This is a genomic window from Flavobacterium aestuarii, from assembly GCF_040049115.1.
GTDB lineage: Bacteria > Bacteroidota > Bacteroidia > Flavobacteriales > Flavobacteriaceae > Flavobacterium > Flavobacterium aestuarii.
In genome coordinates, this window is the sequence record NZ_JBDLZZ010000025.1 from 24908 (window position 1) to 38279 (window position 13372).

8 protein-coding genes and 1 pseudogene are annotated in these 13372 nt (G+C 39.4%); 4 read left to right on the plus strand and 5 right to left on the minus strand.

The window, feature by feature from the left end; all coding sequences use genetic code 11:
• Nucleotides 1-38 precede the first annotated feature (38 nt).
• From ABEG11_RS18015 to ABEG11_RS18025, 3 genes are read right to left on the minus strand one after another with little or no spacing between them, the layout of a single operon-like run.
• Nucleotides 39-2651 (minus strand): S9 family peptidase, encoded by a 2613-nt coding sequence (locus ABEG11_RS18015; RefSeq protein WP_348825578.1) that lies wholly within the window; start codon nt 2649-2651, stop codon nt 39-41.
• Nucleotides 2638-4074, minus strand: a complete 1437-nt coding sequence (locus ABEG11_RS18020; RefSeq protein WP_348825579.1) for a RagB/SusD family nutrient uptake outer membrane protein — start codon at nt 4072-4074, stop codon at nt 2638-2640. The genes ABEG11_RS18015 and ABEG11_RS18020 overlap by 14 nt, the downstream gene beginning before the upstream one ends.
• Before the next feature lie 17 nt (nt 4075-4091).
• Nucleotides 4092-7100 (minus strand): SusC/RagA family TonB-linked outer membrane protein, encoded by a 3009-nt coding sequence (locus tag ABEG11_RS18025; RefSeq protein WP_348825580.1) that lies wholly within the window; start codon nt 7098-7100, stop codon nt 4092-4094.
• Nucleotides 7101-7749: 649 nt separating this feature from the next.
• Here ABEG11_RS18025 and ABEG11_RS18030 point away from each other — a divergent pair.
• The gene (locus ABEG11_RS18030; RefSeq protein ID WP_348825581.1) at nt 7750-7992 is read left to right on the plus strand and encodes a helix-turn-helix domain-containing protein; all 243 of its coding nucleotides are present in this window, start codon (nt 7750-7752) and stop codon (nt 7990-7992) included.
• 141 nt (nt 7993-8133) lie between these two features.
• Nucleotides 8134-8835 (plus strand): hypothetical protein, encoded by a 702-nt coding sequence (locus ABEG11_RS18035; RefSeq protein WP_348825582.1) that lies wholly within the window; start codon nt 8134-8136, stop codon nt 8833-8835.
• A gap of 781 nt (nt 8836-9616) precedes the next feature.
• Here the strand turns inward: ABEG11_RS18035 and ABEG11_RS18040 are convergent.
• On the minus strand, nt 9617-9793 hold the full coding sequence (locus ABEG11_RS18040) for an Hc1-related histone H1-like protein (RefSeq protein WP_348825583.1): 177 nt from the start codon (nt 9791-9793) through the stop codon (nt 9617-9619).
• 147 nt (nt 9794-9940) lie between these two features.
• The gene (locus ABEG11_RS18045; RefSeq protein WP_348825584.1) at nt 9941-11617 is read right to left on the minus strand and encodes an AraC family transcriptional regulator; all 1677 of its coding nucleotides are present in this window, start codon (nt 11615-11617) and stop codon (nt 9941-9943) included.
• 337 nt (nt 11618-11954) lie between these two features.
• Between ABEG11_RS18045 and ABEG11_RS18050 the strand changes: the two genes are divergently transcribed.
• Both ABEG11_RS18050 and ABEG11_RS18055 read left to right on the plus strand, forming a co-directional pair.
• Complete coding sequence (locus tag ABEG11_RS18050) at nt 11955-12644, plus strand: hypothetical protein (RefSeq protein ID WP_348825585.1); 690 nt, start codon at nt 11955-11957, stop codon at nt 12642-12644.
• Nucleotides 12645-12950: 306 nt separating this feature from the next.
• Nucleotides 12951-13372 (plus strand): annotated as a pseudogene (locus tag ABEG11_RS18055) (helix-turn-helix domain-containing protein); the annotation flags it as partial.

The following is a 13372-nucleotide window of genomic DNA, read 5'->3' on the forward strand; positions in this document are numbered from 1 at the left end:
CCAGCAGTTTATTTAGCATACAATCAAAGTAGTAGCACTTAATTATCACTTTTCATCCATGGCTGGATCCTGCCATTTTTCAGATAGCAGTCAAACCATTGCTGTATGCGTTCAGAGAGGTCTTTCTGATTTTCTTTTTTTAATAAAAAATGGCCTTCTTCGGGATACACCAGCAGCGTGTGGGTTTTGTTAAGACGGCGCAGTGCCATGTAAAATTCCATACTCTGCAGCGGATGTACAGTAGGATCCTCCTTGCCTGTCCATCCCAGTAAAGGAGTCTTTATAGCTGCGGCCAGTAAAACAGGAGAGTTCTGGAGGTAGCTTTGGGGATCTTCATAAAGTGATTTTCCAATCCGGATCTGATCATCTTCAGCACGGAAATATTCCGGCTTTTTAAAACCGCTGTTGATAAAGAGGTAGCTGCTTACCAGATCCGTCCATCCCGAACCCGAAACAGCAGCGGCAAAACGATCCGTCTGGGTGATGATAAGACCTGCTTCATAGCCTCCAAAAGAATGACCTATCAGTCCTATTTTCCCGGGATCTGCCAAACCTTTTGCAATGACGGCATCCACTGCAGCCAGTACACTTTCTGTTGCCGATGCTGCCACCTTCCCCAGTTCGTATGCCATGTCAGGCAGCAGGACCAAATAGCCCTGGGCTGTATAATTGGCGATGCTGAATCCTTGTGGCGAATATAAAGTGGGCGCTTCATAGGTGGTAATTTGCTGGCTCTGCCGCTGATAGATATAAACAATCATTGGATAGGCTGCCCCTTCAATATAGCCGGCAGGGTAATATAAAAGAGCCTGCATGTTTTTACCGTTTACCGTATATTGAATAAGTGCAGCATTTCCCCGCCAGAATTTTTGCTGCTGCTTATTGGACTGGAAAATTTCTTTCGGTGACTGCCGATACAGCATCAGTTTGGGAGGCATATCGTAATGCTGCTCAACATAGATATAAACGGTGCTGTCAGCGGCCTTATACAGCTGCTCTATGCCGGTGTTATTCCAGACAATATCCGAAAGGCCACTTGCAGCATTCCAATGGCAAAACCCGGTCACACCCGAATTGCTATCCTTTATTTCCAATAGCAGTTTATCGGCAGAATCAGGTATTTCCTTATCGGATGTCCCTTTACTATCATACGGCCCTGATCCTGCATTTTTGATGCGGTAGGATCTCTTGATTTCCCTGCCGTGTGTTACCCTTTTTTTTTCACTGCCATCCACATTAAGCTGCCACAGGTCAAAGGCATCATAAGCAATAATAGATTTGCCGCCTTCGCTCCAGCCCCCAATACCATAAGGATAAGAGTCTTCGGGCATGTCTGAGTCCTCTTTGAAAAAAGAATCCGGCAGCCCCGTAGTGATATTGGTATGGGTATCCTTCTTAATATCATAGATCCATAAGTCCCCGTCTTTGGCATAACAGAGATGCAGGCCGGCGGGAGACGCGGCGGGAATCATGCGTGAGGAATACTTTTCCAGAATACATTTTCTTTTTCCTGTCTGCAGATCCACTATATAAAGGTCAAAAGGGCCATTGTCTTTGCTCTGAGGCTCATAGGCAGCAGGGTCATATATAAAAGCATGAGTAGAAGCAGCATTTACAAATCCAGCTGGCAGCCTGCTGTCGGTAATCTGCAGCAATGTATTTTCTTCTGGCGACCATGCAGCCATTTTATTTTCTTTTGACAAATCCCCCAGATACTTTTTATAATCAAACAGCAATCGGTCCTGAGTATTCCATATTTCAACTGCTTTTAGGTCAATGGGCCTGTTAATATCCTTGCTTTCCGCAAGCCAGAAAAACACCCTGCGGCCATCATCGGATAGGGTCAGCCGATGGGTCAGCTCTCCTGAAATGGTCATGCCCGAAGGAAACCCTTGCTGTCTGGCTGGATCCAATTGATGCAGCCTGTCCTGGTCAATCGCATAGCGCAGCAGCAACGGATGATCAGTAACGGTCTGAACAAAAGCTATCGTATTTTTTTTATAGACAAAATTCTGGAACGGAAAAGAACTATTGCTTACAATTGTTCTTTTGGCAATAGCCTTATCTAATTGTATATAGCCTGCAGAATGTTTTTCCGCTGTCCTTGTGCTGTACACGATTACTTGGCAGTCAGGATCAAAATACCACTGAGTTACATCAGAAATCTGTTCCAGAGTCTTTCTGTTATTGTCCTGAATTTCGAGTGTATAAATACCGGCAGCCTGCTTTTTGAGCATCGCTAAATACTTTTGATTTTGGGAGAAAAAAAATTGATAAACTCCTGCAGTTTTGGTACGTGTCCCAGAATTTAAATCCTGCTGCACCAAGGTGTCACCAGTTATACAGGCAAACTGCTTTTCACCATTAAATATCCCGTCAGATACTTTTGGAAAAGGGTAGGTCATGCCTCCTGTAGTGCTCCTTACAAAAAGAGTATCCTCTTTAGAATCATACTGCAGGGTGCAGCTTACCCAATTGCCATGGTCTGATATTTTTTTTATGTAAAGCTTGCTCCACAAAGCATAATCTTCCTTGGTCAGAAACCTTTTTTGGCCGTCCTGTCCCCAGACAGGGGGACAGGTCATCAGCCAGAAAATAAGGAAGCAGGCCTTGAAGAAAAAGCGGTTACAGTCTCTTTTAATATCCTGCATTTTGCGGTAGCAGATTAGTGTTAAGCAGTAATTCTGATTCAGGAATTGGAAGCAGGCGGTCGGTTGCACTCCATTGGGGTTTTAGCGGTGATAAAACCTCATTGAGCTTTGCAGTCCTTTTCAGATCAAAAAACCGATGCCCGAATTCGGTAAAAAATTCAAGGCGGCGTTCCTGCATAACAGCCGCAATAATTTCATCCGCTGTAACGGCATTGGTATTGCCCAATCCAGCCAGATTTCTGGTTTTATTCAAATCTTCTTTAGCCCCAATGAGATCGCCGGCATGAGCACGCGCTTCTGCCCGGATCAGGTACTGCTCCGCTAGGCGGAGTACTACAGAATATTCTGCTGAAATGCCAGTATTAAACTTCTGCTTGTACTTGTAGGCATGATACCATGTGGAGCCGCTATTGGAAACGGTTCTTATCCACTGGCTTTTCCTCAGGTCATCATTGGAGAAGCCATTCATAAGATTTTCAGTAATAGCAACAGCTGGCGGCGGACCTAGAATAAAGATGAATGTCCCGCCTTCATAGGTATTAGCTCCAGCAGTGGCAGGCATCAGCTGCCAGATAGCCGAAAGGCTGTCTTTGCCAAATACATCATCAAGGCCTGCAGGCCACTGGTACAGCTCCGTTTGATTTAAAACAGCCGAGGCAGCATTCGAGGCCTCATCCCATTGCCCCATATACAGACATACTCTTGCCAGCATGGCCTGTGCAGCCCATTTGTTGGGACGTACCCGTCCTTCACCAATATATTGTTCTGGCAGCAGTGTAACTGCCTGCTCTAGGTCTGCCTTAATGCGGTCATACACTTCGGGGGCAGCTAAACGCTGTACGCTGGTATTCTGGCGGTACTCAGTAGTGGTGATATAAGGCACAGCGCCAAAGCAGTTGGCCAGATAGAAATGGAGCAGTGCCCGTACAAAAAGGGCTTCGCCTGTTAACTGCTCCCTGTCTATAACCGATAAGCCGGCAGATTTGGCAGCACCTTCCGCTACAGCATTGGCAGCATAGATCTGGCTGTAGCTGACAGTCCACATTTTAGTAATTTCGGGGTCAGAGGCCAATAGCGTATTGCTGTAAAAATTAGACGACGTAGTACCCGAAAGGCCGTAATAATCCAATTCATCGGCATACAGTCCCAGCTGGCAGGAAAGCCCCGGAGAATAGCCTGTCAATAGGCCTCGATCTCTTATTTTTGAATAAATATCCGCCATAGCCGCGTTAGCAGTGCCTTTGTCTTCAAAAACATCGGGAGCCGTTAATTGTGACGAAGGAAGAGGCACTTCTGTAAAACTATCGCAGGCTGTTAACAGAGCCGATAGGATGCTCATAAAAAGTATGGAGCGCACCATTAGCTGGATAAGCCTTTTGGCTAAATCGCTATGGCTGATCGAAGAGGTATGTTGTTTTTTCATGATAGGATTCTTTATAATTAAAAAGTAAGCTGTACACCCGTAGTCACTATCCGCAGTGGAGGCAGATACCCTATGTATTTAAATTCCGGATCCATGCCCTTGTACGGACTCACTGTAAACAGGTTCTGACCCTGCAGGCTCAGCTTGCAGCTGAACTTTTTCGTCCAGATTTTCGGCAGATCATAGGATAGGGCTATGTTCTTCAATCGGATATAGGAGGCATCGCCGATAGCCGCATCACTCTGAGAAAACTGAGTGCTGGCAGCACGCAGTGCGCCATTCGTGGCACTATAAGCCTGATACGGCCCTGTATCGCCAGGCTGCTGCCAATGTTCCGTTACTCCCGCAGCCTGATTCACCATCGTGCCAGGCATAGAGGTTCTGTAGTTTTCATTATAGTTCGATTGCTTGACAAACTGGAACAGGAAATCCAGCTGCAGACTGCCATAACGGAACTGGTTTTCCAAGCCGCCATAGTATTCCGGACTCAGATACCGGATTGTTTTTTTATCATCAGCGGCAGAGAGGATTCCATCCCCATTGACATCTTTAAACTGGTACGCTCCAGTAGCAGCATTGAGTCCCGTGTACTGGTAGACCTTGATAATATTAAGGGGCTGTCCAATCACATACTGCTCTTTATAGGTCGAGGTTTCCAGTCCGGGAAAAGACAATAATTTATTTTCCAGATCAGTGAGGTTAAAGCTGGCGGTCCAGCCGAAGTTTTCCTGCTTGACAATCACGGCTCTCAGGCTCAATTCCAGCCCGCTGTTTTCTACCTCTGCATCCAGATTCGCCTGCATAGAGCTGAATCCCGTAGTCCCCGGAAGCGGAATGCCTACCAGCTGATTGGACGAGCGGTTAGAGAACCAGCCCGCAGTTGCAGATAGGCGGTCATTAAGGAATCCAGCTTCTAGCGCAAACTCCAGCTTTCTGTTGGTTTCCCAGCCAAAATCTGGATTGAATAATCTAGTGGGCTGCATTCCTGCTATACCCTGATAAGTAAATCCTGAGCTGCTGTAGGTGTCCAGATACTGATAATCGCCAATCTGGTCATTGCCCGTAGTTCCGTAGCTTGCCCGCAGTTTTCCAAAACTTAAAAAAGGCACATGGGTTTTAATAAACCTTTCTTCACCAAAAAGCCAGGCGGCACCCACAGCACCAAAGCTGGCAAACTGCCTGCCAGGGCCAAAACGGCTCGATCCATCACGTCTTCCCGTTAAGTTCATCAGGTATTTTCCCTGCCAGTTAAAGTTAACCCTTGCAAAAAAAGCCTGATATCTATACAGGTTTTTATCACTGCTTTCAATCTGGTACACCGATGCCGAAGCCGGGTTTTCCATCTGGCTGTTGCTGGCAAAGCCCTGTGATGAGCTTACCGACTGGCTGCTTTGCTGCTGCTGGAAAGTGCCTCCGGCAAGTGCGTCAATCTTGCTTGTACCGCGGCTGTAATTCCAGCTCACCTGCGGCTCAATAATCCACGAATTACGGTCCATAGTATTGGCATATACATAAGTGCTTTCACTTCCCATTCCATAGGCTGGATTATAAATGTCCGAGGGCAACAGGTTCTTCTGTTCCTGTCTCAGATCAGTATAGCCCAGGCTGCTTTTGGCAGTAAACCCCAAGCCCAGATCATACGAAAGAAGGGCATTGGTAATAAAATCAGAAGTTTCGCTTTTAATTTTTCCCTTCAGATAAGCGGCCGGATTGTCAAATGTGCCATCTGCCCAGTTAATGTTTCCATCCGCATCATATAATGGCGGGGCATTCGGCGGCAGGGTGATAGCATTGCGGGTAATATCAAGGATTGGCAGACCGCTGGACTGCACTGTATAGCCGGCTGTAAAATTAATCCTGAATTTTTTGTTCTCAGATTCATGGGTAACACTGGCATGTCCATTGGCTCTTGCGTAATCAAAATCTCCGGAAAAAACAGTTGTTTCTTTGTTATAGCTGCCGCTAAGCAGGAATTGCGTCTGTGCTGATCCGCCAGAGAGTGACGCCTGCAGGTTTGTATAGGCAGCTGTACCGCCCAAAAGCTCTTGCTGCCAATTGGCATTACGGTTCTGATCCCAAGTCCCATTTACATCATAGGCATTGCTGGGATAGGACGTCACGCCATCGTTGGCAAAGGCTTCCTTTCGCATGGCAAGATACTGCTGGGTATTCATCAAGTCCATGAAGCGGGTAACCTGACCCAAGCCGTATTGATAGTTAACCGAAAAGGTGGTTTTTCCTTCCTTGCCTTTTTTAGTGGTAATGAGTACTACGCCATTAGCACCGCGGGAGCCATAGATTGCGGTAGCATCGGCATCCTTTAGGACTTCGATACTGGCAATATCTGCTGGATTGATGCTGTTAAGCGGATTGGTTCTGCTGGGCATATTCCCCGAGGTAAAGTCGCTGTCAATATCCTGCGATGAATAGGGAACGCCATCGATAATATACAGCGGATTATTGCCATCCGTCCGCAGGCTGTTGCGTCCTCGGATTTCAACACTGAAACCGCCGCCGGGCATACCCGTATTCTGTGTGATATTGACCCCCGCCATACGTCCCTGCATCGTGGCCAATACATTGGAAACGGGCTGTTTTTCGATGTCTTTGGATGTGATTTTCGAAATGCTTCCCGTGCGTTCACTGTTTTTTACAGAATAGTATCCCGCATTGATCTTGACCTCTTGGAGTTTAGTCTCGTTTTCCTGCAGGCTGATGTTAATAGTGCTGCGTCCCTGCACAGGAACCGTAGCGGTTTTGTATCCGATGTATGTAAAAATTAAAATGTCATCTGTTGAGGCAGAAAGGGTGTAATGACCATTATAATCGGTTACGGCGGTATTGGATTTTCCTTTTATCGAAATACTCACACCGGCTAAGGAATTGAGACCGTCGGTGACAGTGCCTTGAATTTGATGCTGTTGGGCTGCGTTAAGAGGTTGCCGTAGTTTATTATTGGCTTGAATAGGTAAAAAAGACAGCAGGCTTCCCATTAAAAACAGGAAACAAAAAGCCTTTCCACCCATAGAAAATGAAAAATTATTCATAATATTGGGTTAGTTAAGTGTAACGTTAGTTTATTTAGCTGCGGTCCTCTATACTAGTTTGTCGACGGGTTAGAGGGCCATTTTTTTTGCAGTGTCATTGCGAGGTACGAAGCAACCACACTATTATTTATTTCATCATAGGCAAATATTTTTAAGAAATTTATAAAATAGGAAAGCCAACTGCTGTTGCCTGTTTGCACAAGACGATAGCAGTGTCTTTCCCCACTAATTCAGTAAGAGTATTGCGAGACTATGAAAACAATGAAGGAAACAGCGCTAAGAATAAAAGTTGAGTTGTACCAAAAGAATAGACATAAAAAAGGCATGGAACTCAGCTTATCTGCTTCCGAGGTACTGCTAAGAACCTTTTCACGCGAATAAGTGAGCCCACGCCTATAGGGCGTGAGCATTTACACTTAGTCATCTCGCGTGATTAAAAATTAGCAGTTTTCGGAAACGAGACTCCAAGCGAATGCTTCAAATATTTTTAATTGAAGAGTCGCAAAATTAATAAAATACTATTTAAAGTTTCTTTAAATAATTTTTTAATAATTCAAATATATGAAAAAAATCACAAAATTGTCAAATTTGACAATTTTTTTTCTTCTAATTGTTTCAATTTCACTTCATGAAGGAGATTAGAAAAAAATATTATTTAGCATTTGGCCAGAATTTACAAAGGGTGATGGATGACAATAAAAAGGATGTTATGACAGTTGCTTCTCTTGGAAAGATTGAACTTAAGCAGGTATATAGAGTTCTAAACGGCGAACATGGAGCATCGTTAGGTACAATAATTTCAATTGCAAAAGGTCTCGATATTGAACCGAAGGAATTATTTGATTTTAAATTTGATCTAGAAAAGGAATAAAAAAAGGATGCCTAGGCATCCTTTTTTATTGCTTATGAGGAAAACCGTAAAGCATTGTAGAGATGGTTTTGCATGTTTAATAAAGCAACGTAAATGCACTATTCTTAATATATGATTATTGATTTAAGCCCAGAATAAAATATGTATAACAAAGACTTTATTGATTTCGTAGAAAAAGGTGTAAACGAGTTTTACATTGGAACAGGAAATCCAAACTCAAAAATCTTAATCATTGGAAAAGAATCTGCTATCGAAACAAATAATTTACATAGTTTTGAATGGTATAGAAACAATGCGCAAGATTGGAAAAAACATATAGAAAATAAAACTTGTGAAGTTTTAGAATATAAAATTGACGTAAAACATCCATTGAGAAAAAGTTGGGGTAAAAATACTTGGAGTAAATATCAAAAATTATCTGACTATATTTTAGAAAAGGAAACCGAAAATTTTAAAGTAGATTTTCTAAATCATATTTTCACATCTGAAATAAACGACTCACCTTCAAAAACCACATCGAAAGCTGATAAGACAAATATTTCAAGTAGAAAAGAGATTTTAAAAGTATCCGAATTTATTCAAAATTTCCCTGTTATTGTCTTGGCTTGTTCTGATTATATAACCAATAGCGAAAACAACAGAGAAATTAATAATATTTTTGATGTAGAATATATTGGAAGTGAAATGGGAACAAAATATTATTCAACAGGAAATTGGTATTTTCTCCACTACAATAAAAACAAAACTAAATTAGTAATTCACACAAGACAATTAAGTACAAATGTGAATAATGAATTGTTAAAAGATTTAGCCAAAATAATTAGAAAACACTTGAATCAATAAAAATACAAGCACTAATCGTCGTTTGGCAATATGGCTGATTTAGTCATAATTTAAAGATAGTTTTATATAGGGATGTTTATGCAAATCTGAAATAAGGCTTAATTAATCCCAAGCCGCTTGTTAGAAAGTAATGGTATGCATTAGCGCCTAGCAATTTGCATAATCAATATTAGAGTCAATGTTATAATATAATACAATTTGAATTTGAATTGTATTTTTACACAAAGCATAGATAGTGTATGGATAATGCGTCTCATGTTTATAATTCTTAATAAATGAAATATTATCTTAAGAGGGTATCTAATATACCTGCTTTACAAAGTTCCCTCAATATACAAATTATTTAGGCTTTTCAGGTTTTTGAAAGTCATTAAATTCAAAAATAGGATAAATGCCTCCCTACTTTTTTTCTTGATGTTTAAATGATTGCTACTTACACAGTCAATTTATGCAAATTAAGAATTTCGGTAAACAAGCAAATCGTAATATCAAAAATATGCTTGTATATTGTAATGTCAATAGATAATTTCAATTGGGAAACAGGTAGTTTCCCAATTAGGAAATGATACAATTTCACGCTGGCTAACAGTAGTTGCAAAAAATAGTTGTAGGATTTTATCCGATATGAATAAAAGCTTATCGAGGTGGACAGAACTTGTAGAGATATCTTTTTTATCAGATACGATGAAAGAAAAGTATTTAAAATTGCTAGACAATAGAATTCGAAGATTTTAACGAAAAAAAGCCCTCTGAAAAAAAATCAAAGGGCTTAGTTGAAAACTTATTTTTTAGATTCTTCAACAGAAACTTTTCTGAATTCTTTTAAAAGTTTTTCAAGTTCCAAAGTTGATTTGCGAGCTCTAGGTCCTGCAGCTTTGGTTCCTTTCTCGATAAGGCTTTCAGACTCTGTTTTGAATGTTTCGAATTCGGCATTGATTTTTGCTGCTAAATCTTTCATGGTAGTTTCATATTAAATTAGCCCGCAAAAATAGAATTTTACCAACAGTGCAGGGATAATATGTTGTTAAAATTGCAGCAATCAGACGAAGATTTTATTTCATATTTTGTAAAAAGGCAATCTGTTTTTGGTAAATAGCTGATAGAATTAAGATTGCTTTTTTCTTAGTTCTTCGATAAAATAAGCAGTGGGCATACCCGTTTTTGCTAAAAAAGCATTGGCAAAGCGCTGTGTACTGCTAAAACCTGCTTCGGCTGCCAGGGATCCGTTAGTGTAATGTTTATATTTGGGTTCATTGTGAAGCAGTGAAATAATATAGTCAATGCGGAGATCATTAATATATTCTACAAAACCTTTGTCCTTATAATGATGTATGATAGCGGATAAGTACTTGGAATTAGAGTTAAATAAAGCAGAAAGTGTTCCCAGTTTCCAGTCTTTTCCTAAAAATTTTTTATCCCTTTCAAATTTTTCCAATTGTTTCAAAACGGTAGACACAGTGTCTGGGTTTATGTCAAGAATCTGAGATTTTTCATTTTTAAATTTTGGATTATTCTTAGTATCATTTAACTGAGCCATCAATTCCCCAAATTTCTTTTTATAAAGGCTTCTGTTTTTAAAATGGCGATAGGTCATAAACACGATTGTTAGGAAAGACAGTAATATAACTCCTGCCCAAATGAAATCGTAATATTTCTGACGGGCAAACTGTTCCTTGATTTTTTCTCTTTCGGATAGTAGTTCTTTCGTGTCATATTCTTTATGAATCTTTCCGATTAAGTATTTGTTAGTTTCTGTAAGAAGTGTGTCTGCCTTTAGCAGCTGATCTACATAATACAATTGCGGCTTTAAATCATCTTTGGTTTTATAGTAGGTAATCAATAGTTCATAAACTTGACGAAGATCGGGCCGCAGATAATTCTTTTTCTTGAAAATCTCATCAACCTTATGAAAATAGAGAAGTGCCTTGTTTTTTTGATTGGTTGACCAATAGCTTTTACCAATATAAAAGTTACCGATTGATTCATTGGCAAAATCGTTATTTTCCTTTATTTCTTCAAGCGAAGATTGAATGTTTTGGATCGACGAGGCATAATTTTTTTTATAATAGTCATTTATTCCTTCTGAATGATTAAAGTAGGGAATCATTTCATTGATTTCCAATCGACTGCTTTCAGACAGTCCCAATGTGTTGGTTTCAGAACAGCGTCCATAATCCCCGATTTTATTATAGCATAATCCTAGAGAATGCAGTGAGTTTAAGTACGGTCTAGGTTTCCTGTCTTTGTAATAGGCCACGCATTCTTTCAGTAATGAAATTGCTTCATCATAAAAGCCAATATAGAATTTAATCAATGCTATATGATATTTTACCTTGTAGATCTGATATTTATCGCTGGTCTTAGAGATGAAACGGTTGGCAGTTAGATAATTGTCCATCGCTTCGATTTGCCGTTTCTGCCCGTAATAAACAATGCCTTTTGAAAGATAAGCCGATCCAATTACGGCATCTTCATTCGTTTTTTTCGCAGCAAGTATCATACTGTCTGCATAGATAAGGCGCAATTTATCAGGCGACTGATGCAGTATGTTTTGATATGCGTTGGTGACTTCTTTCCAGTTATGCTCTCTTTTTGCTTTTTGCAGATAAGCAGCTAAATAAACGGAAGCTTTTGTACTGTCTTTTCGCAGCTCATATATTTTTTCATCCAGATAGCCATAACTCTTGTTTTCCAAAGAATCAGCAACTAAATAAATGATTTTTTGTCCTGTGATAAATTGAGACAGCAGCATGGGAAGTAAAAGCAGGAGATTTCGATTCATGATAATTCACAGATTAAGTAAATAAAAGGCTCTGTAAAAACATCCATACAAGCCTCTAAAGATTGAGAATGTAATTTTACGAAGCAGAAAACAAAAATAATATAAACATTTGAATTGTAGTGTTTTATATATAAAAAAAGGTTGTGGATTTCCATGAAATCCATACTTAATATCATGAAAACCCATAGACATAAGGTTGTGTGACGTTTTTTAACGGAATAAATTTGCTTCGAATTCAAAAGCAAAATGTTCGGCATCGTGCTGAATAAAAGTTCTGCTTATCCGGGTGAAATGAACTGAGAAGAAATTCTCATTTACATTTTAAATAATCATAATCATGAAAAATCTTTTATTATGCATCGCTACTTCTTTATTTTTTATTTCATGTTCAACTGATTCAGATTTTGATATTTCTGAGAATGGGATGAACCAGCCCTTGGTATCAAATATTTCCGTGGCTCCTGAAAATAAGGCAAACCCCATGGATTTGAAGGGTAAAACATTCTATAAAGCGCTTACGCCATATAGCGGGGAAAATAAGTTTCCAAACTCAATCGATGAAATTACAAATCAAATTAAGTTTGTTTCTGCAAAAATTGGCTCAAAGTCCATTACAAGCAAAAGAGCTATAGTGTTTAATGATGATATTGTCCAGTCTATTATGGCAGATCCCGATAATATTATGATAAGCATTGTACAGAGCAGTTCGCTGGGATCTGCTTCAAAAACAGATCTTATTGCCTTTTTGCAAGATTTAATCAGCCGAAGACAGCAAGAATTTGAGGATAACTATAATTTTATTACTACCTACGAAAACACAGTTCTTTTAAATCAAACATTTTCTGCTGACGATAAAGACACCATCTTAACTGTTACTTCTATATCTAGATATTCTCTTTATTCTGAGTCCGAACGCAAAGACCGCGACTGGGAAACGTCAGTAGGCAGTAAGATGGCAAAACCTTTCTTTAAAAGAAATCAGGTTTCTATTATTTACATAATAGCATTGCTGCATCAGCTGATTTAAATTGTGTATCTGATTAATTTTGGTCTATTTTAAAATGAAACCACTTATCATTTTCTATTTATTTCTGATCATTTTTAATTTGGTTAGCCTTTATTTCATCATAGATCTTTTCAGCTATGATGAAATAACGGGCTATCTGCTAAATGGCCATAGAAAAACAAGTCAGTCACGAGGTTTAGCTTATTTGCTTTACATCTGTATATTATTAAATCTCTATTTTTTGTCGTACGTAATGATAAGAAATTCTTTTAAAGACAAACTATAATTCACTTATTTCCATTTTGGTCAATTATTGAACTTAAGATCATGTTAAAAGATTTAGTAAACATTGAATTAAAGGATTTGCCGATTGCAGGCTTAGATATTCACATAATTAAAAAATATGTTGTTAAAACTTCTTGTGATGAACCTTTTACAGTGAACAATTTATCTGTCTTACTAATTAAATCCGGCAATTTTAAATTGCAGTTAAGAGAGGCTATTCAGGATCTAACTGCTCGTGATTTAATTGTTATACCTAAAAATTCTTTCTGCACCTTATTGGAAGTACCAGAAAAATTGCAGTTATTTTTAATTTCCTTTTCTTCAGAATTTGCTATTGAAAATTGTCTGAAGAAAGAGCTAGTCGACTCCTTTTATTTTTTTGTCAGGAAGGAGTCAATGAAAATTGCTTTAAAGGAAAAGGACTTTTCGGTGTTATCCCTTATTTATAAACTAATTTATTATTT

Excerpts from the sequence above, each read along its gene's own strand:
- ABEG11_RS18015 (WP_348825578.1), bottom strand. The coding sequence starts at position 2,651 with ATGCAGGATATTAAAAGAGACTGTAACCGCTTTTTCTTCAAGGCCTGC.
- ABEG11_RS18020 (WP_348825579.1), bottom strand. The coding sequence starts at position 4,074 with ATGAAAAAACAACATACCTCTTCGATCAGCCATAGCGATTTAGCCAAA.
- ABEG11_RS18025 (WP_348825580.1), bottom strand. The coding sequence starts at position 7,100 with ATGGGTGGAAAGGCTTTTTGTTTCCTGTTTTTAATGGGAAGCCTGCTG.
- ABEG11_RS18030 (WP_348825581.1), top strand. The coding sequence starts at position 7,750 with ATGAAGGAGATTAGAAAAAAATATTATTTAGCATTTGGCCAGAATTTA.
- ABEG11_RS18035 (WP_348825582.1), top strand. The coding sequence starts at position 8,134 with ATGTATAACAAAGACTTTATTGATTTCGTAGAAAAAGGTGTAAACGAG.
- ABEG11_RS18040 (WP_348825583.1), bottom strand. The coding sequence starts at position 9,793 with ATGAAAGATTTAGCAGCAAAAATCAATGCCGAATTCGAAACATTCAAA.
- ABEG11_RS18045 (WP_348825584.1), bottom strand. The coding sequence starts at position 11,617 with ATGAATCGAAATCTCCTGCTTTTACTTCCCATGCTGCTGTCTCAATTT.
- ABEG11_RS18050 (WP_348825585.1), top strand. The coding sequence starts at position 11,955 with ATGAAAAATCTTTTATTATGCATCGCTACTTCTTTATTTTTTATTTCA.